26 protein-coding genes are annotated in these 23,430 nt (G+C 42.8%); 8 read left to right on the top strand and 18 right to left on the bottom strand.

Annotation, left to right across the window (positions count from 1 at the left end):
- Positions 1-93 precede the first annotated feature (93 nt).
- Together ACIZ62_RS03155 and ACIZ62_RS03150 are read right to left on the bottom strand one after the other, a co-directional pair.
- Positions 94-504, bottom strand: a complete 411-nt coding sequence (locus ACIZ62_RS03155) for a GlcG/HbpS family heme-binding protein (protein ID WP_111887977.1) — start codon at positions 502-504, stop codon at positions 94-96.
- Between the two features lie 277 nt (positions 505-781).
- A complete protein-coding gene (locus ACIZ62_RS03150; RefSeq protein WP_414151204.1) occupies positions 782-1,282 on the bottom strand; it encodes a leucine-rich repeat domain-containing protein in 501 nt (166 codons plus the stop codon).
- Between the two features lie 270 nt (positions 1,283-1,552).
- Between ACIZ62_RS03150 and ACIZ62_RS03145 the strand changes: the two genes are divergently transcribed.
- The 3 genes from ACIZ62_RS03145 to ACIZ62_RS03135 are packed head-to-tail and all read left to right on the top strand — an operon-like array spanning position 1,553 to position 3,541.
- Positions 1,553-1,921, top strand: coding sequence for a GntR family transcriptional regulator (locus ACIZ62_RS03145; protein ID WP_111887979.1), 369 nt, complete (start codon positions 1,553-1,555; stop codon positions 1,919-1,921).
- Entirely contained in the window at positions 1,918-2,799 is an 882-nt protein-coding gene (locus tag ACIZ62_RS03140; protein WP_414151203.1) for an ATP-binding cassette domain-containing protein, read from the top strand. The genes ACIZ62_RS03145 and ACIZ62_RS03140 overlap by 4 nt, the downstream gene beginning before the upstream one ends.
- A complete protein-coding gene (locus ACIZ62_RS03135; RefSeq protein WP_414151202.1) occupies positions 2,777-3,541 on the top strand; it encodes a hypothetical protein in 765 nt (254 codons plus the stop codon). The genes ACIZ62_RS03140 and ACIZ62_RS03135 overlap by 23 nt, the downstream gene beginning before the upstream one ends.
- 80 nt (positions 3,542-3,621) lie before the next feature.
- On the opposite strand, the gene ACIZ62_RS03130 is transcribed toward ACIZ62_RS03135, so the two are convergent.
- Genes ACIZ62_RS03130 through ACIZ62_RS03120 form a run of 3 tightly spaced genes read right to left on the bottom strand, consistent with a single transcriptional unit; the run spans position 3,622 to position 4,849 of the window.
- Positions 3,622-3,864 (bottom strand): zinc ribbon domain-containing protein, encoded by a 243-nt coding sequence (locus tag ACIZ62_RS03130; RefSeq protein ID WP_322519500.1) that lies wholly within the window; start codon positions 3,862-3,864, stop codon positions 3,622-3,624.
- A 44-nt stretch (positions 3,865-3,908) separates the two neighbouring features.
- Positions 3,909-4,256, bottom strand: coding sequence for a VOC family protein (locus tag ACIZ62_RS03125; RefSeq protein ID WP_322519499.1), 348 nt, complete (start codon positions 4,254-4,256; stop codon positions 3,909-3,911).
- 14 nt (positions 4,257-4,270) lie between these two features.
- Entirely contained in the window at positions 4,271-4,849 is a 579-nt protein-coding gene (locus tag ACIZ62_RS03120) for a TetR/AcrR family transcriptional regulator (protein WP_322519498.1), read from the bottom strand.
- 206 nt (positions 4,850-5,055) lie between these two features.
- Between ACIZ62_RS03120 and ACIZ62_RS03115 the strand changes: the two genes are divergently transcribed.
- Complete coding sequence (locus tag ACIZ62_RS03115) at positions 5,056-6,003, top strand: GIY-YIG nuclease family protein (protein ID WP_322519497.1); 948 nt, start codon at positions 5,056-5,058, stop codon at positions 6,001-6,003.
- 193 nt (positions 6,004-6,196) lie between these two features.
- Here the strand turns inward: ACIZ62_RS03115 and ACIZ62_RS03110 are convergent, their stop codons facing one another.
- Positions 6,197-7,066, bottom strand: coding sequence for a DMT family transporter (locus tag ACIZ62_RS03110; RefSeq protein ID WP_414151834.1), 870 nt, complete (start codon positions 7,064-7,066; stop codon positions 6,197-6,199).
- Positions 7,067-7,229: 163 nt separating this feature from the next.
- Here ACIZ62_RS03110 and ACIZ62_RS03105 point away from each other — a divergent pair, with 163 nt between their 5' ends.
- Positions 7,230-8,105: a LysR family transcriptional regulator gene (locus ACIZ62_RS03105; protein WP_414151833.1), complete on the top strand. Its 876-nt coding sequence runs from the start codon at positions 7,230-7,232 to the stop codon at positions 8,103-8,105.
- Positions 8,106-8,161: 56 nt separating this feature from the next.
- Here ACIZ62_RS03105 and ACIZ62_RS03100 read toward each other — a convergent pair whose 3' ends face one another.
- Complete coding sequence (locus ACIZ62_RS03100; RefSeq protein ID WP_162624486.1) at positions 8,162-8,311, bottom strand: hypothetical protein; 150 nt, start codon at positions 8,309-8,311, stop codon at positions 8,162-8,164.
- Positions 8,312-8,405: 94 nt separating this feature from the next.
- On the bottom strand, positions 8,406-9,581 hold the full coding sequence (locus tag ACIZ62_RS03095) for an NAD(P)-dependent malic enzyme (RefSeq protein ID WP_414151201.1): 1,176 nt from the start codon (positions 9,579-9,581) through the stop codon (positions 8,406-8,408).
- A 373-nt stretch (positions 9,582-9,954) separates the two neighbouring features.
- Between ACIZ62_RS03095 and ACIZ62_RS03090 the strand changes: the two genes are divergently transcribed.
- The 3 genes from ACIZ62_RS03090 to ACIZ62_RS03080 all read left to right on the top strand — a co-directional run bounded on the left by ACIZ62_RS03090 (position 9,955) and on the right by ACIZ62_RS03080 (position 12,690).
- The gene (locus ACIZ62_RS03090; RefSeq protein WP_414151200.1) at positions 9,955-11,511 is read left to right on the top strand and encodes a flotillin family protein; all 1,557 of its coding nucleotides are present in this window, start codon (positions 9,955-9,957) and stop codon (positions 11,509-11,511) included.
- A 146-nt stretch (positions 11,512-11,657) separates the two neighbouring features.
- Positions 11,658-12,311, top strand: a complete 654-nt coding sequence (locus ACIZ62_RS03085) for a hypothetical protein (RefSeq protein ID WP_414151199.1) — start codon at positions 11,658-11,660, stop codon at positions 12,309-12,311.
- Between the two features lie 73 nt (positions 12,312-12,384).
- On the top strand, positions 12,385-12,690 hold the full coding sequence (locus ACIZ62_RS03080; RefSeq protein ID WP_111887987.1) for a bh protein: 306 nt from the start codon (positions 12,385-12,387) through the stop codon (positions 12,688-12,690).
- 142 nt (positions 12,691-12,832) lie between these two features.
- Here ACIZ62_RS03080 and ACIZ62_RS03075 read toward each other — a convergent pair whose 3' ends face one another.
- From ACIZ62_RS03075 to ACIZ62_RS03030, 10 genes are all read right to left on the bottom strand, one after another.
- Complete coding sequence (locus tag ACIZ62_RS03075; RefSeq protein WP_111887988.1) at positions 12,833-13,096, bottom strand: HPr family phosphocarrier protein; 264 nt, start codon at positions 13,094-13,096, stop codon at positions 12,833-12,835.
- A 29-nt stretch (positions 13,097-13,125) separates the two neighbouring features.
- Positions 13,126-14,859, bottom strand: coding sequence for a phosphoenolpyruvate--protein phosphotransferase (ptsP, locus tag ACIZ62_RS03070; RefSeq protein WP_414151198.1), 1,734 nt, complete (start codon positions 14,857-14,859; stop codon positions 13,126-13,128).
- Positions 14,860-15,078: 219 nt separating this feature from the next.
- The gene (gene lpdA, locus ACIZ62_RS03065; RefSeq protein WP_414151197.1) at positions 15,079-16,461 is read right to left on the bottom strand and encodes a dihydrolipoyl dehydrogenase; all 1,383 of its coding nucleotides are present in this window, start codon (positions 16,459-16,461) and stop codon (positions 15,079-15,081) included.
- A 13-nt stretch (positions 16,462-16,474) separates the two neighbouring features.
- Entirely contained in the window at positions 16,475-17,770 is a 1,296-nt protein-coding gene (locus ACIZ62_RS03060; protein WP_414151196.1) for a dihydrolipoamide acetyltransferase family protein, read from the bottom strand.
- A gap of 30 nt (positions 17,771-17,800) precedes the next feature.
- Positions 17,801-18,784, bottom strand: a complete 984-nt coding sequence (locus ACIZ62_RS03055; protein WP_111887991.1) for an alpha-ketoacid dehydrogenase subunit beta — start codon at positions 18,782-18,784, stop codon at positions 17,801-17,803.
- A 15-nt stretch (positions 18,785-18,799) separates the two neighbouring features.
- Entirely contained in the window at positions 18,800-19,762 is a 963-nt protein-coding gene (locus ACIZ62_RS03050) for a thiamine pyrophosphate-dependent dehydrogenase E1 component subunit alpha (RefSeq protein ID WP_414151195.1), read from the bottom strand.
- A gap of 306 nt (positions 19,763-20,068) precedes the next feature.
- Positions 20,069-21,361, bottom strand: a complete 1,293-nt coding sequence (locus ACIZ62_RS03045; RefSeq protein ID WP_414151194.1) for an NAD(P)H-dependent oxidoreductase — start codon at positions 21,359-21,361, stop codon at positions 20,069-20,071.
- A gap of 24 nt (positions 21,362-21,385) precedes the next feature.
- Positions 21,386-21,745, bottom strand: coding sequence for a PTS glucitol/sorbitol transporter subunit IIA (locus ACIZ62_RS03040; RefSeq protein ID WP_111887994.1), 360 nt, complete (start codon positions 21,743-21,745; stop codon positions 21,386-21,388).
- A gap of 32 nt (positions 21,746-21,777) precedes the next feature.
- Positions 21,778-22,764 carry a PTS glucitol/sorbitol transporter subunit IIB gene (locus ACIZ62_RS03035; RefSeq protein WP_111887995.1) on the bottom strand — a complete coding sequence of 329 codons (987 nt, stop codon included), beginning with the start codon at positions 22,762-22,764 and terminating at the stop codon, positions 21,778-21,780.
- Positions 22,764-23,297, bottom strand: a complete 534-nt coding sequence (locus tag ACIZ62_RS03030; protein ID WP_111887996.1) for a PTS glucitol/sorbitol transporter subunit IIC — start codon at positions 23,295-23,297, stop codon at positions 22,764-22,766. Before ACIZ62_RS03030 ends, ACIZ62_RS03035 begins: the two co-directional genes overlap by 1 nt.
- Between the last annotated feature and the right edge of the window lie 133 nt (positions 23,298-23,430).

Raw genomic sequence — 23,430 nt, 5'->3', positions numbered from 1 at the left:
ATTTTTCTTAATCAACCGGATCAAACCCGCAATTGCAGACGAGATACCAATTTAGATTTCTGCTGAACTGGATCAGCTAAGCCTTTTTAAGATTTATTTTAGGACATCCAGTCCTGCTTGAGCGACGGTCATGTCTTCAGCCACGCTTCCGCCGCTGACTCCGATCCCGCCAATGATTTTTCCATCTTCAACAATTGGGAAACCACCCCCAAATACCACCATTCTACCTTTGTCACAAGATGCAATCCCAAAAAGCTGACCCGATTCTTTGGCAAGATCTGCCGCTGTATCAGTGCTCATTTTAAGGGCTACTGCTGTATAAGCTTTATTGGTAGCAATATCCATGCTGGCTAACAATGAATCTTCCATCCGGTTAAATAACACCATATTTCCACCCGCATCACAAATCACGATCACCATCGGCACATCAATTTGGATAGCTTTCTCAGCAGCCGCTTCTGCCATTTTTTTGGCCATTTCTAATAATTTCCCTGTTTTAGTCATTTTTTCCTCCACTTTCTTAGTTAAACATCCATTTTTACATTTCGCTTTTCTGATTCAATTCAAGTATATTTATTTATACCCATATCAACAGTTTTTAATCAGCAGTTTATTTCTAAATGAATGCTTAACCTAAATGTATCGCAATTTTTATGCCAATTCAAAAGACAATTTTTTATCCTATTTTCGATGCTTTTCGTCCTGCGATGCTTAAATTTTAAGCATTTTCATGTTCTTTTTTCTAACATATGATCATATTTTTAACATCACTTTATGATATTCATTTCCGATGCAGCACGACTTTTGGACAGCCTTCAAACGCTTTCTCACTGATTTCTTCAATGGTAGCGGGTAAATAGACGTCCGTTAAATTAACACAATCTTTGAATGCCCAGCCCAGTATCTTTTTTGTTCCTTCATTAATTTTTACCGTTTTTAATTGCATACACTCGTTAAATGTAAAAGCCGCGATCCGCTCCACTGTTCCCGGTATATCAATTTCTTCAATACCGCATCGGGTCATGGCATATTGCCAGAAATCTTTGAGCTTGGCAGGAAGCTTGACAAATTTCAGATTTTCGCACCCGTCAAAAACGAAACCGCCAATCTCAATGACGGTATCGGGAAATTCTACCCGTACCAATTCTTTGTGCCCTTTAAAGATGTCATCACCAACAATTAGAATATCTCGATCAGTAGGAATGATGGCTTCTTCCCCAGATCCTTTTCCTTCCATCAGGCACATCCCAAAATCCTGTGTTTTATAATAATATTCGTACATTAACTTTTCCCCTCTTCATTTGCTTTAAATTGTCGTTCTCCGCCCAAAATCAAAATAAACCATTAATCAGCTAGCGGATAACGCACATTGGCTTTCATTTGTGAGTATAGCATAAAAAGGTTTTAAAAAAACACCCTTAATCGGATTCGCACATGCCTAAATTTCACTGTTGATAAAATTGGTATTGACAAAAAAGCAACCCGGCCTTACAATAGTAACATAGTTAGTTAGTCGACCAACTAACTAACATTCACGAAAGGGGGTAACCCTTTGCAAATAAATTTCGACGATGAACGACCGATTTTTGTTCAAATTGCCGATGGCATTGAAGACGCCATCTTAACTGGAGCATTTGCGGAAAGCGGTCAGATTCCATCCATAACTGAATTATCGGTCAGTTATAAAATCAATCCAGCCACGGCCCTTAAGGGCATCTCAATTCTGGTTGACGAGGGCATTATTTTTAAGAAGCGGGGTGTTGGCATGTTTGTCGCTCCCGGTGCGGTTTCAAAACTGCGGGACAAACGCAAAGAATTATTTTTCGATCATTATATTAAAAAACTCATCGAGGAAGCAAAAAAATTAGGTATCACCAATGAAGAAATATTGGGAATGGTAGAAAGAGGTTATCAAGAATGAACGGAATAGAAATAAATGATGTGACAAAAACATTTGGGGATACGTTAGCTTTAAATCAGGTAAACCTGACTTTTGAGCCCCACAAAATATATGGATTATTGGGTCGAAACGGTGCCGGAAAATCGACACTACTCAATATTATCACCAATCGTCTCTTTGCTGACAGCGGCACTATTACCATTGATGGTCTAGCTGGCTCCGAAAATGATCAGATCCAAGGCCTGATTTATTTAATGTCCGAAAAAAATCTGTATCCCGAGAGCATGACCTGTAACGAAGCATTCAAGTGGACGAAACAATTTTTCAAGGATTTTGATTTGGACTATGCGCACAACTTAGCCACGCAATTTAAACTAAATACCAAGAAAAAAATCCGGTCATTGTCGACTGGTTACACGTCTATTTTTAAAATCATCATCGCCCTTTCTGTCAATACCCCCTATGTCTTGTTTGACGAACCGGTATTAGGACTCGACGCCAATCATCGGGAACTATTTTATCGATTGTTAATAAAAAAGTATAGCGATAATGCGTTCACTGCTATCATTTCCACCCATTTAATCGAAGAAATTGCTAATCTGCTTGAGTATGTCATGATTATCAAAAACGGTGAAATATTGGTGAACGAATCCTGCGAAACCTTATTAAGCAAAGGATATTCCGTAACCGGCACAATCAAGCAAGTCGATACCTTCATTGCCGACAAGGAAGTTATTGGCGAAGATGTTCTGGGCGGATTAAAAACCGCCACTATTATCGGTTCAATCAATAAGAGCACGTTGCTTGATGGCATTGAAATTACCAGTCTGGATTTGCAAAAATTATTCATTAAATTAACCAACGAGGAGCAAAGCAATGAAACTACATACAATTTATAAATATCAGCTTTTAGATCACCGAAATGCTGTCTTAATCTTCTGTGCGGTCATCCTTGCCGTGATGGCGCTTGTTCCCATTCAAGTCACCTTTTCCAACACTTTATCGACCTCTTATGAATCCACCCGAATAACAGGCATCGATATGGCTCCCGCCGTATTTCTTTTCATTTGCGGGCTGAGCGCTTTTAAGGAGAACTTTCTGTTTGCCCTGCAAAACGGTGTCTCCCGAAAATCTTTATTTGTAAATCGGAATTACGTCGCAGTAACATTAGCGGTTGTGATGGCACTGTTTTCACTGCTATTATTGGCCCTCGGAAAATTAATCGAATCGCCAGCAAGTGGCATCGCGTATTCTGGCTTGTTGAGCATGATCTATCAATCCACTGGTACCGCTTCATTTAGTGGTCTATTGGAATATCTTGTCAGTTTTCTTTTTCTGACGGTTCTATTTATTGCCGCTCAAGCACTTGGTTATTTAATTACAGTAGCACTCTATCGCATGAATAAAAAACTAAAAATTAGTTCCATCGTTGGTTTTTATATTGTTATCTTTGTGGTTTTACCCATCATTGATATGTTCTTATCCGGTCGGATTTCAACCATCCTACTAAGTTTTTTAGACGTGTCTATGGGTATTTCTGCTCATAACCCCTTTATCGGAATGTTCTCGTTGATCATCTTAAGTATTATCGTAAGTGGATTTACCTGGGTACTTTTAAAAAACGCCGGGGTAAAGAATTAATCTAAGAATATAGCCGTGATTGACCTTTTTGTCTGGGACCATCACGGCTACTTTTTATCTTTTTTGTCTGGTTCTTATTTCTAAAAACACGCTTTCCACGCTGGCAGCTGACGCATCATATTCTCCACCGCCTTTTCTGCGACAGCTTCGTCAAGTCCCTGGGTTTTGATGGTGAAATTAATTAGGCTCTGCTTCTTTTCTTCAAAAGATTGCATCGAACCATCTTCCTTTGCACAATAGACACAGTACGCCTTACTGGTGTCGCCCATGGCAAAGTCGCTTTCTTTCTTCATTGGCATTCCGCATGCTGTACATGTTTTCATCTTTTTACCTCCTTGAATCATTTAATATCGATAATTACCTGCCATTAACAATAATCAGTCATTCCCAATCGATTGCCGAATAAATCTTCAAATTCAACCGCATTACCCGTTCCAATTTGAAACGGCTTACTTATAAAACTAACCCCATTATTGTGAAGCCGTTCGTACTCATCATTGACATTATCCACAACAAACCAGATCGTCGGTTTTGCATCCGGGAATTTATTCTTTTCCTTTAAAATAATCGCCGGTTCTTCATCACCAACATTAAATGCCGCCATGCCCTTGTCTGAAAAATCAAACTTTAATTTCAAACCTAACACATTAGAAAAATAGTTTTTTGCTTCTTCCAAATCATCGACAGGCAGAAAAAAATTATCATAAGCTTTCATATCATTGATTCCTTTCATTTTCTAATTAATTTTATATAGTTCAAAATCAATTCATCCTTATGATCCGTTAGTACTGACCCTGCTGCAAAAAGATAGTTATTGGTAAGATAATAGTGTATCAAACCTAACCAACTGTTAAAAATTATATGCATCGGTATTTCTTTGATTGCCTTTTTTTCCTTATCACGTTCAATCACCTGATTAAGATGAAACGAAACCACTGATTGGATATTAATGAATACATACTTTGCTTCTTGGGGCAAAATATTTATTTCGGAAATAAGCCTTTTATAAAAATCTTCATAACTGATCAGAACATTAATATGGGCCGCCAAAAAAGTCTCCAGACTTTCATCTTTTTCCGAGAGGAGATGCAAATGCTCATTAATTTCAGATCCAAAACGTTCAAGTAAACAACTAATGAGATTATCTACCGTTGGAAAATGAACGAAGATAGTGCCATGAGAAACATTAGCTGCCTTGGCTATTTGATTGGTTGTAGCACTAAACCCTTCATCTGCATACACTTGATAAGCGGCATCTAAAATCAGTTTTCTGGTTGCTTCTTTTTGGATCTGACGTTTCGTTTTCATTTCACTGACTCCAAACTCATTGACTTTGTACTTATTATAATTAATTATGTTCCAGGTGTCAAGAAGTCATTTTTTTGTGCGTAATTTATCAAATAGTCTAAGCCAATCAAGGTTAAACGTGCTACTGTTATGTTATTGTATAAGCAGGTGAAAGAACGAAATATTTTTTAGCCAAACCAAAATAAAAATGATATGGAACCAAAACGATGAGCCATTTAGAGCAAAAACTAAACCAGATACCACCACTTCCCGGTGTTTATAAGATGTTGGATTCCGCCGGTCAAATTATCTATATCGGAAAAAGTAAATGTCTGAAAAAAAGAGTGAAATCTTATTTCACTAAATCCCCTAAGCAACCAAAGATTGAAAGAATGGTTTTTTTCATTGATGATATCAATTATACTGTCACCGATACCCACTTAGAAGCCCGACTGCTGGAATGTCAGCTGATTAAAGAGATCCAGCCATACTTTAATTCGCAAATGAAAAACGACAGACGGTATTTCTATCTGAAAGTTACTAATTCAGCCCATTCCAAGGGATTGTCGATTGTTCCGGAACGAGAAGACCATAGCTTTGGACCGTTTCGGAGAAAACAAGCAATCCAATCATTGATCGATATGTTCACCCACCTCTTTCCCATTGTTCAAGATAACCACCGTTTCAATTTTCACTATCATACGCTGCCTGAGATCATGAACCCGGATGATTTTTCGAAAAACAGACAGACCCTGCTTCAGATTTTTTCAGAAGCCACTACGCTTAACTGCTTACTTAATCAATTTCAGATCTGCATGAATAAAGAGTCTGCCCAATATCATTATGAACGAGCCACCACCTACCGGGATCTGATTAAAAGTCTGACCTATATCAGCCATATACTTCATGATTATAAGCACCTGACCACCAGAGATGTGCTTTTAAAAATACCGGTTGAGGATGGCGAAAAGCTTTTCTTTATCTCAAAAGGCAGAATTGTGTTAAAAAAATATTTTCCCCTTCTGACCCAAGCAGCGATTGATACTTTTTTAGCTGAAGGCTGTCGAAGCAAAGCTGCCATTGTCCCCTTCCCGGATGAAAAAGCAGCAGTCGATTTTCAAAATATCCTCTTCTCTGAAATCCAAGCCCTGCCGGATGAGTGGATTTTGAAATAAACCAATTTGCAATACTTCAATTGTATAAGTAGAATTAAATATTTAGTGTGGGGGCGATCAATGATCGCCCCCACACTGCACAATTGCCAGTTCATTTTGCAAAACTCTTTAACCAAACGCATACAGCAAAAAACTTTGGTTCCTCCTTTTTCATGAACAAATTCGTCTATCTTCAATCTCAGTTCAGCGTGAACTAGCCATCCGCTTGCTTCTTTCGGCCCCAAAACTCGCCGAATGCTGCTCCCCCTAGAATTAACACCGCTCCTACAACCTGAATGGATGTTAATCGTTCCTGGAGAAAAATCGCTGAAAAAAACAAGGCCGAAAGCGGTTCCAAATATCCCAAAATGGCTACAGATTGAGCCGGAAGCTGCTGAATTGATGAAAAATAAAGATAACATCCGATTCCTGTATTGACGATTCCCAATAATAAAATAGGAACAACGTCCACAAGCGTAACAGGAATCACCAGCCCCTGTTTGATCACCGTAAATATGCCAACGGTGACCAAACTTGCCAAGAGCTGCCATACCGCATTTTCAAGCCCGTTTATACTGACTGCTTTTTTATTGAAGATCACCATGACAGCGTACATAAATGCCGCCATTATTCCACAAAATAATCCCCAGGTTAATCCGCTTTGTATCAGCGTATCGCGATTGACCAGAAACATCCCCAGCAACACACTCAAAAAACCGATTATTCTGGTGGCGACCATTTTTTCTTTAAAAATCAAGGGTGCCAGCACCATCACAATTACCGGCCCGCAATAATAGGCCAAGGTTGCCATACTAACCCCGATTTGTGCATAACCTTCATATAAAAACATCCAGCTTGCACCCATCGCTCCACCGGAGATCAACAGCCAGACCAGATGCTTTTTGTGTTCCAGTCCCTTAAACTTTCCCCTGGTGATTAAAAACATCGCACCCAGAAATAAACTGGCGATCAAGGTTCTAAAAAAAACTATTTCATAACTATTCAGTAAAATCGCACTGGCCACAATTCCATTTGTGCCAAAAAGCAATAACGCCGATATGTATTTCGTATAATCTCTTTTTATTTTCATCAATAATTATCGCCTCCCGCCCTTCCTCTTTTTGTTTCAAACTTCATTTTTTTAATACTTGAAACACCGTGTATAAAAGTATATCATTAACACAAGCATTACATAAACGAATTCTTGTCATGTTGCTTATGACAAAACCAGATGATTGAAGGTGAACCTGATCATGAATATTCAAAAATACCTGGCTTTCGTAAAAACCGTTGAATGTGGCAGCTTCACAAAAGCTGCCACATTATTAAACTATTCCCAATCCGGCATTAGTCGAATGATTAACGATTTAGAAAGAGAATGGCAGATCGCACTCCTTGAACGCGGTCATACCGGTCTGCGACTCACTTCCGATGGACTCCAACTTCTTCCTTACGCCAAAAGTATCTGTTTGGAGTACGAAAAATTACAAACACAGATTAACGAACTGCACGGTCTTGAATCTGGCTTGATTCGGATTGGAACCTTTTCCAGCGTGGCTACCCATTGGCTTCCAAATATTATTAAAGCTTTTCAGAAAAAATATCCCAACATCGCTTACGAGTTGTTACTCGGTGACTATACCGAAATCGAAAGTTGGATTTTGGAAGGGCGCGTCGATTGCGGTTTTCTTCGACTTCCCACAAACCCTAGCCTGGAAACTATTTTTTTGGAACAGGATCGTCTGCTCGTTATTTTACCTGAGAACCATCCTCTGGCAAATTGCGACCGTTTTCCTGTTGAAGCCTTATGTAATGACCCATTTATGCTTCTGGAAAAGGGAGCAAAAGCCGAAATTTCAGAAATATTTGAACTTCACCATTTGGAGCCAATGACTCATTTCACCACCTGGGACGACTATGCCATTATGTCAATGGTGGAAAGCGGACTGGGAATCAGCATTCTGCCAGAACTTATTTTGCAGCGTCTGCCTTATCGGATCATTATCAAAGAGCTGGAAGTTCCTGCCTATCGCAGAATCGGAATAGCTATGAAAAATCAAAAAAACGCATCACTAGCGGTTAAGCGATTTTTAGATTACCTTCCTGATCGAAATAAACTGTAAAAAAAAGAAGCCCCGGAAATGAAAGTCTCAAATCTGGCTGCTTCTTTTTAATTTGTTTAGTAATCTTCACTTTCCTTTTCGTCAATAGTCCCCAGCGCTTTTCTCAAAACATCTTTGATCTGTTCCTCTTTATGGTTCGGAATGGTGATCACCTCATCCAGGGCATCAATAATGATTCGGATTTTATCATCTTTACTCATTTTCATTTTTTCCCTCCTTATTTTTTATTGATTCAACACCTATTATAAACATTTAGCCATTGTCAGCACAATCAAAATTGCTGAATTTTGTTTCTTAAGATCATTTCCGTCTGGCTACACCTGAATCCTTTGCCGCCTGATAGACGGCTTTTGCCACAACCTTTCCAACCCGGGGATCAAAGGCTGGCACAATAATATAGTCGGCACTCCGTTCGTCATCACTGATTAGCTCGGCAATGGCTTTTGCTGCAGCAACCTTCATCGCTTCGTTGATGTCACTGGCTCGGGCATCCAGTGCGCCTCTGAAAATACCGGGGAAAGCCAGGACGTTGTTAATCTGGTTGGGATAGTCCGACCGTCCCGTTCCGACAACCCTCGCGCCGGCTTTTATTGCCAGCTCCGGATCAATTTCCGGATCCGGATTGGCCATTGGCAGAACTATGGCATCTTGTGCCATGGTCTCTACCATTTCGGGTGTGACGATACCCGGTGCCGAAACACCAATAAAAATATCAGCCCCGTTGATGGCGTCGGCAAGACTCCCTTTTTTGTGATGCTTATTGGTCATCTGGGCTATTTCCTGATGAACCCAGTTGCTGTACTCTTCGTCTTTTGAGAGAATGCCCTTGCTGCTGCAGGCGATAATATCCTTGACGCCGACATTTAATAGCATCTTGACGATTGCCGATCCGGCTGCTCCGGCGCCGCTCATGGCTACCGTCACCTGCTGCCATTGTTTGCCGACGACCTTCAGGGCATTCATCAGCGCTGCTGTCACCACCACTGCCGTGCCATGTTGATCATCATGAAAAACCGGAATGTCCAGTTCTTTTTTTAAGCGTCTTTCGATTTCGGCGCATCTGGGCGAAGCAATATCTTCCAGATTAATCCCGCCAAATCCCGGTTCAATCATCTTGACCGTCTGGATGATGACCTCCACATCCTGGGATGGAATACAAATCGGAAACGCATCCACACCACCAAATTCTTTAAATAAAGCGGCTTTTCCTTCCATCACTGGAAGGGCGGCTTCGGGACCAATATCGCCCAGCCCCAACACTGCCGATCCGTCAGTGACCACTGCCACCATATTTCCCTTTCCAGTATACTTATATACATCGTCTTTGTTCTTATGGATCATTCGGCAGGGCGCTGCCACCCCTGGGGTGTAGGCCATGGACAAATCGTATTTGCTTTTTACTAGAACCTTGCTGTCAATGCTGAGCTTCCCTTGCCATTCTTCGTGTAATTTTAATGCTTCTTCCTGAATTCCCATCATGTCTCCTTTAATCCAACAATTTTGTTTTCTTCTTTTTTTCTACACTCTATTCTGTTCTCTTAATCAACTCGCCAACGTAATCTGATAATTCCAGGACTCTCTAACTTCTTTTATTTGCCTAGATAATTCATGTTTACCTCTAACAATCGATCGCTTTCAACTAACATTAAGCACTGGTAAAATTATAACATTTATCCCCCAAGACAACTATAACGATTTTTAATCTTTGACTTTGAATCCAACCTCTTATATAATACGTTTGTTGAGTTCATACAAAGATTATCCACTTCCAAGAATCTGTGCGGTTGCCATATTCCCACCAAAGCGAATATCCTTTTGATCTTAACATTAAATATTGCAGGAGGTGCAAATGTCAATTTTTACACTGATTATCCCCATTATTGTCGTATTGTTAGTTATTGCCATCTTAATGATGAGCTACGTTAAAGCTCCCCCAGATACAGCCTATGTCATATCTGGTATTAAACGGCGTGTCATCATCGGAAAAGCGGGAGTCAAGATTCCGTTTCTTGAACGCGTTGACAAACTGGACTTAAAAATGATGTCTGTTGATGTCAAAACTGGTGAATCCGTACCAACCAACAATTTCATTGATGTGATGGTTGATGGCGCTGTAAAGATCAAGATCGGTTCATCACCGGACGCCATTTTACTGGCTTCCGAAAACTTTCTAAACCAATCAACTGATGCCATTATTCCCCAGGTAAAGGATGTCCTTGAAGGAAATGTCCGTGAAATCATCGGCTCACTGGACCTAAAAGACATGTTAACCGACCGAAAATCCTTTTCCGAAAAGGTTCAGGAGAATGCTGTTCCGGATCTTAAACGGATGGGGCTTGAAATAATCTCCTTCAACATTCAATCGATCCGCGATCAGGCTGGGGTAATTGAGGATCTGGGGACCGAAAACAAATCTCAAATCAAAAAAGGCGCTGCCATTGCTCGTGCCAATGCGGAAAAAGAAGTCGCCATTGCCGAATCGGAAGCCGCAAAAATTGCCAATGATGCCCGAATTATAGCTGACTTGGAAATTGCCCAGAAAAATACCGATTTGGATATCCGCAAAGCTGAATTGAAACGGCAGTCTGATCTAACTCAGGCTCAGGCCGATGCCGCTTACCAAATCGAGCAGGAAGAACAGCGAAAAACAATTGAGACTAAAACTCAGGAAGCCAACATTGTTAAGCAGGTCAAAGAGATTGAATTAGCCACCAAAGAAGTTGAAGTGCGTGAACAACGATTAAAAGCTGAGATCAACAAAACTGCCGATGCCGAACGCTACCAACGTAACCAAAAGGCTGAAGCTGATTTGTTTGAAAAGCAAAAAGATGCTGAAGCGAAACTGTTTATTGCCGCCAAAGATGCTGAAGCCAATCGATTGGCTGCTGAAGCCGATCGCTATGCCAAAGAACAGGAAGCTGCCGCAATCGAAGCGAGAGGTTTTGCCGAAGCTGCGGCAATCAAGGCCAAAGGTCTGGCCGAAGCCGCCGGAATTGATGCCAAAGCCGAAGCGATGAAGAAATACAGTGATGCCGCCATCATGGAAATGTACTTCGATGCTCTTCCCGAAGTCGCCCGTAATGTTGCCGCGCCACTTAACAACGTCGATCGTATCACTATGTATGGTGATGGCAATTCCGCCAAAATGGTCAAAGACATCATCAATTCTATGTCACAAGTGACCGAAGGCATCTCAGAAAGCACCGGTATTAATCTGCAGTCATTAATTTCCGGGTTCTTAGGCGGTAAAATGTCAACACCCGCCGATTCTTCCGCAACACCAGTAAGCACACCACCCACGACTGCAACCAACGAACCGCATGACCTGGATTTAATAACCGAGTTTACCGCTCAGATTCAATCCGATCATTCCAAAGCCAGCACTGAAGACCCCGAAGAAGTCTAATTTTTAAAAACGAATCCTAATTTTCCAGTATTTTATCACTGTCGCTGTAAAGAAAAGCATCGAATTTTGGTGCTTTTCTTGCTTAAAAGGGTAATTTGACTTATCATTAAATTAATCCATATTTATAACAAGGGGGTATCGCTATCGTGAACGCTTTAACCTTTTTTAATCAGTTGTTTGGCTTAGAAAATTCACCAGTTGCTAAATTGTCCCTCTTTATCGGAGGCGCATTTTTAACGATCCTGTTTGTTTTTCTGATTTATTATGTTGTTTTTCGGGTGAAACAAGAATCACCCGAAAAAATTAAGCAACCCTCAGACGGATCTTACCAGGATCTATCGACGCTTACGGCGAGCCCCGATTCAGCACCGCTTCAGGATCGTGCGATTAAAGAACAGGCCCGGTTGCAAAAACTAGTCGGTTTATTAAAAACTGCCAAACGGCGGGAGTCACTCTATCCCCAGGAAGCCATCCTCGAAGATCTGGAAGCGGTTGTTTCAAAGGTTCGGGACAAAATCTGTAAAGATCAGGAACTTCGGGTTTTTCCGCAGTACGCCAGTTATCATGCTGAAACGGCCATTACACTCCTTAATACCTACCTTGATTTAGATCGAACTCACGATGAATCGGTAGAAAACATCAACAAGATCAGACTTGAAATTATCGCATCATTCCCCCCACTGCTTGACTATTATCAGGATTATTTAAATCGCTTGTATGATACTCAGTATTTTGATGTCGCCAGTGATGTTGATGTGGTCAAGTCGATTTCAGGTGATAAAAATAAAACATTACTTTAGAATTTTATAGCTAAGACCGGCTTAATTATGTTATACTATTAAGCAATAAATCAAGAAGTAAGGAGGAAGAAACATGCCAACAAATCATATCGAAGCTGATTTGTTTTGTGTAATCTGTGAGAAAGATACCCCTCATGAAATAGAGTATAAAAACGACCAAATTTCCCAGATTACCTGCAAAGAGTGTTATATCGAAATTTCGATTAACCAGGAGTTTGTCAATAATCATTTTAAAGAAGACTTTGTCAAACGCGTTTTATCAAAACCAACCCGAATGACGGCAGAGATGGAAGCTGATTTAAGCATTTTCTTAAAATCCTTACCCTCCCGGGTGATTTCAAAACCTTTTCGGGTGTACAAAGAATATAAGGAGAAATAGCACTCAAGAACTTTTTTAACTGGTCTTATCTACCATAATTAAACAGCTATTATCACACTTCAATTAAAAAAACAGAACCAGCCTGATGTTTAGTAACACCATCAGGCTGGTTTTTTACTGCATAAATTTTATTTACTAACCACTACTCATCAAAACGATCCTTAATCATTTGCACCAGTTCCGCCACTGCTTTTACTTCGTCTTCACCTTCTGCTTTTATCTTAACTGTCGTTCCCTGGGTAATTCCCCCCGCCATAACCCCGACGATACTTTTGGCGTTAATCTCTTTGTCTGCTTTGATCACAAACACATCGGATTTAAATTTTCCGGCCGCCTTGACAAATAGGGATGCCGGCCGAGCATGGATACCTGTTTCATTTAATACCGTTACTTCTTGTATTTGCATAATTCTAATCTCCTTATCGCAATAAAAATTCAAATCTCAATTTTTAGTTTCTTCATCGATTCAAGAACATGAGCCATAACTGCAACGCCCGTTTCAAGTGTCAACGCTTCTGCGGCAATTTTTTTCGCATCCTGATAGCGGACATTGCGAATAATTTTTTTAACCTGGGGAATCGACAGGGCACTCATGCTAAACTCATGCAGCCCCAATCCCAAGAGCAGTAGGGTTGCCAGGGGATCGCCAGCCATTTCTCCACACATCCCGGTAAAAAGTCCGGGCTGATTCTCCGATGCCTGAATCACTTGCTTTACCAGACGCAGTATCGCCGGATTAAACGGATCATAAAGGTAGGAGACCGCCTGGTTCATACGATCCACCGCAATCGTATACTGACAAAGATCGTTGGTGCCAATGCTGAAAAAATCAACTTCTTTGGCTATAATATCGGCAGTGATTGCGGCTGATGGAATCTCAATCATCACTCCTACTTTTACATCTTTACGATAGGCAATCTGCAACGCATCCAGTTCCGCCATACACGCTGTGAGGATTTTCTTTGCCTGTCTCACTTCATCCACATTTGAGATCATTGGAAACATAATATAAGCATTTCCATAGACGCTTGCTCTTAAGATGGCGCGAAGCTGGGTCTTAAGCAGTTTAATTTCTTTAAAACACAGGCGGATCGCCCTAAGTCCTAAAAATGGATTTAATTCATCATCCAAGGGGAGATAGGGCAATTTTTTATCGCCGCCAATATCCATGGTGCGAATGATCACCGGTCCATCCGGGAACGCTTCCAGAACAGATCGATAAGCAGCCATTTGCTTATCTTCCCCTGGCATGGTGTCACTGTTCATGTATAAAAACTCTGTTCGATAGAGACCAATCCCGGTGCCGCCGTTTTTAAGAACCCCCTGGATATCAGCCGGTTCGCCGATGTTTCCGACTAACTCGACCTGATGGCCATCCAGCGTGATGGCCTCCAGATCTTTTATACGCTCCAGTTCTTTTAAGTGTGCCTGATACTTCCGCTGATCTTCTTCGGCCTCCTTAATCTGATAGCGATCCGGATTTACGGTAACCCGGCCATTAAGCCCATCCAGAATAATCATCTCACCGGTATTCACTTTTTGATCAATATCACTCAAACCAAGTACCGCCGGAATCTCCAGACTCCGGGCCATAATCGCCGTATGTGATGTTCTGCTCCCAATATTGGTTGCAAAACCCCTTACCTTTCTTTTATCCATCAGGGCCGTATCTGAAGGCGCCAGATCATCAGCGATGATGATGACATCCTCCTTGAGTTTTGACAGGTCGGCCCTGACGATACCTAAGATATTATTTCGGACCCGGTTCCCCACATCTTTGACATCCGCTGCTCGGGCACTGAAATAGGGATCATTCATTTGCTCAAACAGTATCACCAGACGATCCGTCACGATTTGAACCGCATAAGCGGCACCCACCTTATTGTCAGCAATTTCAACTCTAACACTCTCCACAAACTCAGGATCCTGAAGGATCATCTCATGGGCTTCAAAAATAGCGGCTTCTTCTTTGCCCAGCTCACTTACTGTTTTTAACCGAATTTCTTCCAGTTGACTTTGACTTTTATCTAACGCCTGTTTAAACTTTTTTATTTCTGCATCGCTGTCTTCATAATGATCCGCACTTACTTTAACATCTGCTTTTTCATAAATCAGTGCTCTGGCGATGGCTATACCTGGTGACGCTATAATGCCCTCTTTAATAAACATGCCTGGCCTCCTTGTTTTTTGTCTTTATTTCCGATCGAACCAATTGGCCAAATCATAAACCCTACCCTTTAAACCGTTTTTTTCTACTAAAACACCTCCAAACTGATTTGTTCTACATCCACAGTTTGGAGGTGTACTGAATCCTGAAAATTGGTTCATGCGTTTAGATTACTGACGATCTGATCGATCATAACTCCTTTGTTTGACCTTTTAAACGCTTTATTTTCTGGGCAGATGAATGCATTTTCCCAACGCATCGGCACACGCTTCCATAAAGGCTTCGCAGTAGGTGGGGTGAGGATGAACGGTGGCGGCAACCTCATGAGCGGTTATTTCCATGCTCATGCATAGCGCCGCTTCACAAATCATTTCTGCTGCCACCGGACCCACCATCTGAACACCTAAAATTTCTCCATATTTTTTGTCGATGATCACCTTAACAAAGCCGTCCGTTTCACCCGAAGCCAAGGCCCGGCCGTTGGCGTAAAGCGAAAAAGTCCCGATCGAAATATCATACTCTTTTTTTGCCGCTTCCTCGGTTAAGCCGACCGTGGCGGCTTCCGGCAGGGTATACAGACAATTGGCAACATAGCGCAAATCAACCTTTTCGTTCCCACCCATGGCATTAACTGCTGCGGTCTCTCCCATTTTAGATGCCGCATGGGCAAGCTGCAGTTGTCCGTTCATATCGCCGATACAAAATACACCCGGAATACTGGTTCGCATTTCGTGATCAACCGCAACAAATCCACCGTTCATTTCGATCGCGCCGTGCAATTCACCCAAACATTCCAGATCGGCACAGCGTCCGGTTGCCACCAGCACCTTTTCCGCTGTTATTGTTTTTTGATCCGAAGTCGTCACCACAAGCATACCCGCTTCATTTCGCTCAATGGATGCGACGGCGGCATTTAAAACGGTTTTAATGCCCTGGGCTTTAATGGCTTTTCTAAGAACCTTATAAATATCTTTACCCATCGGTTTGACCAATTGATCGGTAAATTCGACCAGCGTTACCGCACTGCCAAATGCTGCAAATGCAGTGGCAAACTCGCAACCAATTACACCGCCACCGATAATCACCAGACTTTTCGGGACCGTCTCTAAATCCAGCAGCGTATCAGAGGTTAACACCCCCTGACTTTTGATTCCGGGGATATCAAGAAGCCGCGGTTTTGAGCCGCCCGCCAGAATAATGGTTTTTGCCTCGTAACTTTGTCCATCACAACGAATTTTTCCGTCTTTTGTCAGCTCCGCCGTGCCTTTAATGACTTTCACCCGGTTACTGTCAAGCAGACCGGCCACACCGGTTGTCAGTTTTTTTACGACCTCATTTTTATTGGCAACCACATCCACCATGTTAACACCAAGCTGACTCACATCAATCTGGATCCCCCGGGACCGGGCATTTTTGATATGCTTGATATACTCCGCTGTTTTAATATATGTTTTGGTGGGAATACACCCTCTGTTTAAACAGGTTCCGCCAACCGCTTCTTTTTCAAAAAGGATCACGGACCCGCCCAATTGAGATGCTTTAATGGCGGCAACATAGCCTCCCGGACCACCGCCGATAACGGCGACATCAAATCCATTTTTCATTCTGCCACCTCCATCAGATCAGAATGTCCATTGGATTCTCCAATAGATCGCGTACTTTCAGAGAAAATTTGGCTGCCACGTCCCCATTTACTAACCGATGGTCATAGGTCAGTGAAATCATCATTTTTTTGCGGTTTTCCACCTGATTGTCAACCAATGCCAACTCATCTTCAATTGAACAGATACCGATAATCACGGCATTGGGCTGATTTACAATGGGAGTAAATGAATGGACCCCGAACATCCCCAGATTGGAAATAGAGATGGTCGACCCCTGATAGTCATCCACCATCAGTCCGCCGGATTTGGCTTTGGCACTTAATAACTTAACCGACGCCGAAATTTCTTCCAGACTTTTCTGATCAGCATTTTTCACCACCGGAACAATCAAACCCTCGTCCAATGCCACCGCAATACCGATATTCACATCCTGATGATGAATAATCTCTTTATCACCCAGACTGACTAGCACGTTTTTATCATAGTGTAGCACTTTGGCAACCGCCTTAACAATAAAATCGTTAATGGTCAGCTTATTATCCCGGTTTTCATTAACCTGCTTTCTGAATGCCAGCAGGCTCGTCATATCGACCTTGGTATTCTGGGTGACGCAGGGGATTTCACTGTGGGCTTTTGCCATCCGTTCACCGACCACCTTCTGCATTCCCGATAGTGGCGTGGTATTAAGCACCGCCTCAACTGCCCCGGGAGTTTGCTGATTGGCTATTTTTGCCAGCACATCACTTTTCATCACCTTGTTCTGGTGACCCGAACCCGTAACAGTACTTAAATCAAGGCCCTTGTCTTCGGCAATACGTTTTGCCAACGGTGATTTAGCAATTTCTCGCTCAACATCCCGGCCTTTGATTTCCCCGGCCGGACCGGTTGGCCGCACCGCACTCAGATTGATGGCGTTAGCTGCTGCCATTTGTTTTGCATAGGGCGTGGTTTTTACCCCGTTTATTTCGTCGGTAATCGCCGCTATTGGGGTTTTGACACTTTCTACTGTTTTTTCCGGAACCGCGGCGGTTGCACCGCCAGCTGTCTGTGGCTGATCCGGAACCACTTCTCCCGGTTTACCCACATAACCAATCGTGGTGACCACGGGTACTACCGCTCCGTCTTCAAAATAGCGACACAACAGCACCCCGGTCGCCGGTGCTTCAACTTCCATCGTGACCTTATCGGTTTCAATCTCTAACAGGCCTTCACCTTCTTCAACCTGTTCACCGACATGTTTAAGCCACGCGATAATGGTGCCTTCCTGCATATCCATCCCGGCTTTGGGCATAAATACTTCTACTGCCATTTTTTCTCCCTCCTGTTTTTTAACAACATCTTAAGCCAACATTTCTTTGACGGTTGCAATAATTTTGGCTTCGTCCGGGAGAATTCCCTTTTCCAACACCGGGCAGAATGGTACCGGCACATCTTCCGAGGCCAGCCGCTTAAGCGGGGCATCCAGATAGTAAAACGCTTCACTATCAGCAATTCGGGCAATGATTTCACCGGCAATACCGCCTGTTTTTACGGCTTCATGAACCACCAGAGCATGACGGGTCTTGATCACCGACTTGATAATCGCTTCGGTATCCATCGGCAGTAAGGTTCGCAGATCAATGACTTCCACATCGATCCCTTCTTTTTCCAGGCTTTCTGCCGCGGCCAGACACATTTGCACCATCCGGCCATAGGTGATGATGGTACAGTCCTGGCCTTCGCGCTTCACATCCGCTTCGCCAATGGGAATCGTAAATTCTTCTTCCTCCACCATCCCTTTGGTCCGATACAAAAGTTTTTGTTCCAAAAAGATGACCGGATTGTTATCCCGAATCGCTGACTTTAATAATCCTTTAGCGTCTCTTGGCGTTGACGGCACAATCACTTTTAGCCCCGGCACATGACACAGCATCGCTTCCAGGGATTGGGAATGCTGGGCGGCCGCTCCGGTTCCGCCGCCGGATGCCGTTCGCAGTACCATCGGCACACTCACCTTGCCCCCAAACATATAGCGCATCTTTGGTGCCTGATTGACAATCATATCCCAACAGACAGTCATGAAATCCGAAAACATAATTTCCACAATCGGGCGCATCCCCGCCACTGCCGCACCAATCGCGCAGCCAACAAACCCCTGTTCTGAAATAGGGGTGTCAATAATCCGGTCTTCGCCAAAGGTTTCGACCAGATCTCCCGAAACGCCAAAGGCGCCCCGGTAGACACCAATGTCTTCGCCCATCATAAACACATCTTCGTCCCGGATCATTTCTTCACTGATGGCTTCTTTTATCGCATTTGCGTAGGTTATTTCTTTTTTAGGCATTTTATGTCCCCCCTCTTATAACGCATAAACATCATGATACACATCATCAAGCTCAGGATAGGGACTATCCAGGGCAAACTTAACGGCCTTGTCAATCAGTTCAGTGGTCTCTTTATCCACGGCATCGAGTTCCTCAACCGTGCAGGTCTTTGCCTCCAGCAGGTCATTTCTCATTTTATCAATGGGATTTCGGGCCTTCCAGGCATTGATTTCATCTTTGGTTCGGTATAGATTACCGTCACTTTTCGAGTGTCCTGAAATCCGATAAGTGTTTTCAACAATCAGCATCGGACCATTTTTTGCCACATAGTCGCGGGCGCTTTTAATGCATTCATAAACGGCCAACGAATCATTTCCGTCGACTGTTTCTGCCGGCATGCCATAAGGGATCGCCCGCTTGGCAATATCGGTATCTTTCATTACCTTGGAAATATGGGTCGACATGGCATAGGTGTTGTTGGTGCAGACAAAGAGAACCGGCAGATCCCAGGCCGAGGCCAGGTTCATCGCTTCGTGGAAGGCTCCTTCATTAGCCGCTCCATCGCCGAAAAAAGCTACCGTGACGACATCCTGCTTTCTTCTTTTGGCGGCAAAAGCACTGCCACAGGCCAGTGGCAGGGCCGCAGCGACAATCCCGTTGGCTCCCAGCACACCCTTGTCCTTATCGGCAATGTGCATGGAGCCGCCTTTTCCTTTGCAAACCCCGGTTGCCTTGCCAAATATCTCAGCCATCATCAGATTAATATCAATCCCCTTGCAAATGGCCTGGCTATGCCCGCGATGAGTGGCATACATCAGATCCTGGGGCTCTAAACCTTCACAGGTTCCGGCTGCGGCCCCTTCTTCACCTATACTTAAGTGGGTCGTGCCATGGATCATCCCCAGCGAAAAATAATGCTGAACCTTTTCTTCAAATTTTCTGCACAGGTACATATCTTTTAGTAACTTTAGTCCCAATTCCTTATTCTCGTTTTTCAATGGTGCTCCTCCCATATTGTTTGCTTATTCAAATTCTTGCTTAATGGCTATTTAGTAAATGGTGTTCACGTTTAGATTTATTTTAGCAAGAATCCGATTTTTTCAGGTGTTTTAACTTTCTTTCGAAATTTTTTTTACCGGAAAGCTGATTCATAGGATTTGATTGTTGGTGTGCGTTTTTAATCAAATCCTATGAATATGCCCATATTTACCGTTGTAACAACCACTCTCAATGTAGCGTTTAAGTGTTGCTAGCACAAACAGATTGGTAAATCAGTTCCCTATCTTATAATTTTCTTAATGATCTTATAAATACAGTGTGTCTTGAATCTTACGCAGTTGAACCATCAGCGAATCGTTATCCAAGGCAACATCAGCGTAAGTGACGATTTCACCTTTTTTAACGGCATTAACCATTTTAGTCTTTTTATTGACAATGCCCATCGGCAGCGCCCCTTTTACATTGGCCACTGATGCTTTTTCAAAACTGCCATAAATTGAGAATCCGCCAATACCATCCAGGTATTCACCTGCTACTAAGTCCCGTTTTGCCACTGTAATGGTTTCCGAAACAAGCCCTTTTCTTGGTGCGATGGTCGGCACCCCATCAATTACTGCTTTTGCAACCGATAATGGTGTTTCCAGACTGCATAAATGATACGGTCTGTACAACACATAATTGGGACCTTTTCCCATACTGAGGTAGTTCAGTTCATGAATAATGTCGGGTTGTTCGGTTGATACAATAATGAATACCCCTGGAGCAACACCATCAATATAGTCAACGATCCCATAATTATTTAAAATTCCGCCTTCACTCTTTAGTCTGAACAGATCTGGTAACTCCGAAACAATGCCTTTTGCGCCATGGCCACCCATTATATCCGGCAAGTAGCCGGTGGCATTGGACATTGCTGTCATTTCAACCATGGTTTTTGTCCCATCTTTAAATGAGGTAAGCATTTTCGGGCTGACGCCTTTTAAGGTTGCTTCTTCTAATACCGAGTCCGGATTGGACGCCTTATCAACCTTGTTATTTTTTCCCTTACCAATGACCCGCACATCAAATCCCAGCGCATCTGCAAAATCATACAGTTCAAGCACGGAGCCCGGTTCATCTCCTGCCGATCCGGTATAAACCACACCGGCACTCTGAGCCATTTTGTAAAGCATTGGTCCAATACAAACATCTGCTTCCACATTTAACATGACAATGTGTTTGCCGGCATTAATACTGTCGATCGCAACTTTTGCACCTACCTCAGGAACGCCGGTAGCATCCACGGCACAATCGATTAAATCTGTCTTTGTTGCAATTTCCGGATTGTCGGTGACAATGAATTTACCTTTGGCAAGCAGTTCATTGGCTTCTGAGATGGTATTGGCAATCATATAATCGCCTTCTTTTAAACCGGCATGTTGGTAGGCATTAATTGCATTTTCAATGTTAATGTCAACCACCACTGCGGGACGCATCCCTTTCATCGACATAATCTGTCCAACCATGCCCCGTCCCATTTGTCCTGCACCAACAATACTGGTCATGATGTGTTTTCCATTTTCTTCTAATTGTGCTAGTTTGTAGTTTAGTCCTAACATTTTTTCCTCGCTTAATTTTATTTTTTATTTGTAAATAATTTGGAAGGGATCACCAATCTTAACTGCCGGAATCCCCTGACCTTTTAACTCAATTTGTCCCGGTAGTTTTACCTGATCTTCCCCGGTAAAACAAAATGAACAATGCCCCATGCTCTCTAATGTTATGTTTGCTTCATGTCCGACGGCTGTCACTTCATAAACGACATCCCCAAATCGTACCGCGTCTCCTTCTTTCACCTCCCTGATAAATTCTTTTTTGGTGTGTAAAACTGCTATTTCTGCCAATTCTGGCGGGGCATTTTCATCAAAAACGATGAGCAACTTTTCTTTTAAAAATTCCTCTACCATTTCTCCAATTTGGGTTATTTCTGTTGTGAAATCCATTTTATCTCCTTGCCTTTTGCTTAACTTTCTACTTAGCTGTACATTCCGATACTCAATACAAAACCGATCAGTACAGCAGCTGGGCCGGTAATTAATCGACTAAAGAGCACTGCCGGGACACCAATTTCGACTGTTTCTGTTTCAGCTTCTCCCAAAGACAAACCAACCGGAATGAAATCACACCCAACCTGTCCATCAATAGCAAAGAGTGCCGGTAAAGCCAATGCCGGAGCAATCGCGCCAGCGCCAATCTGAACCCCTACCAACGTCCCAACAACCTGGGCGATAACTGCCCCTGGTCCAAGAATCGGCGATAAAAATGGAAGGGTACATACAATTGAAATAAGCACAAGTCCTGGTAAGCTTCCCGCAAATGGCGAGATGGTATTCGCAATAATATCTCCCAGCCCGGTGACGGTAATGATCCCAATGAGCATCGCGATGAAGGCCATAAAAGGAAGCACGTTTTTAATAACCATGTCGATCGATTCCCGGCCCGCCTGATAGAACTTACCAACGACACCCCCAACAGCTTTTCCAAGCCGTGAGATAAAGCCAACAAAGCCCTTTTGCTTTTCTGCTGCTGCTTTTGCTTCGGCTTTTACTTCCTGATAGTCTTTTTTCTTTGATGGTTCACTTACGGGTGCTTCGCCGTCATACAACGATATATTATTTTCTTTTACCCCCGACACATAAATATCTTCTTTAATATACTGGGCTAACGGTCCCGCCTGGCCAACCGGGGTCAGGTTAATGGTTAGGATTCCCTTTTTAGGATAAACCCCACACCGTGCGGTACCACCACAGTCTACAACCACACAAGCCACCTCACTATCTGGCGCACTGCTTAGAAATCCATCCAGAGCGATTCCGCCAGTCAAATCAGCAATTTTCTGGGCCACCGGATGAATGCCACCGCCGGTAACCGACATAATATAAGCCTTTTCTTCAGTGGGTTTGATTACCAATGGACCACCCCATCCGCCTTGACCTTTTTCGATAAGAACTGCTTTATACATTATTCCACCTCCGTAGTAGCTTTTTTAGATGCCATGATTGCATAGATTCTTTCAGTAACGATTCCTCTTAAAAGAATAACCAAAACACCTGCGATAAAATACCGCACCGCTAAATCACCAAGCGGCAACCCCAAGGTTGTCAGCCCTGCTGCGATTCCCAGGTAGACAAAGAGTTCACCAGGATTAGCATGAGGAAATAAACCGGTAATCGGATGGCAAAATGAAACTGCTGAGTCATAAAATGCGGCCTTATGTTTTTCTTCAACAAATCGTCCAAAAGTATACGCCATCGGATTTGTGAGAAAGAACATGGCCAGAACCGGTAATACGGTGTAGCGCAAAATAAAGTTCTTGCTGCTAAACTTAGCCGCACGTTCCACCCGTTCTTCACCAATAATCTTAATCAATGAATTGACTGCCGTCATTAAGACGATTAATAGTGGTAAAATACCCGTTACCAAACCAACGAATGTTTCTCCTCCAGCTTGAAAGAGACCTATAAAATTAGTTGCCAATTGTGCTAAAAAATCCATTTTTTCACCTTCTCCTTATTTTAAAATCAATACCCAATAATGTGACCGCTCTAATAATCACCCCTAAAACGTTCCCCTTTTCACCTCCAATAATTTGTAATACTCTGCTAACTACATTACGTCACTTTATTTT

This window comes from Acetobacterium carbinolicum, assembly GCF_047456275.1.
GTDB lineage: Bacteria > Bacillota > Clostridia > Eubacteriales > Eubacteriaceae > Acetobacterium > Acetobacterium carbinolicum.
The sequence above is the reverse complement of the archived record's forward strand: the minus strand, read 5'-3'. Positions and strand labels throughout refer to the sequence as shown.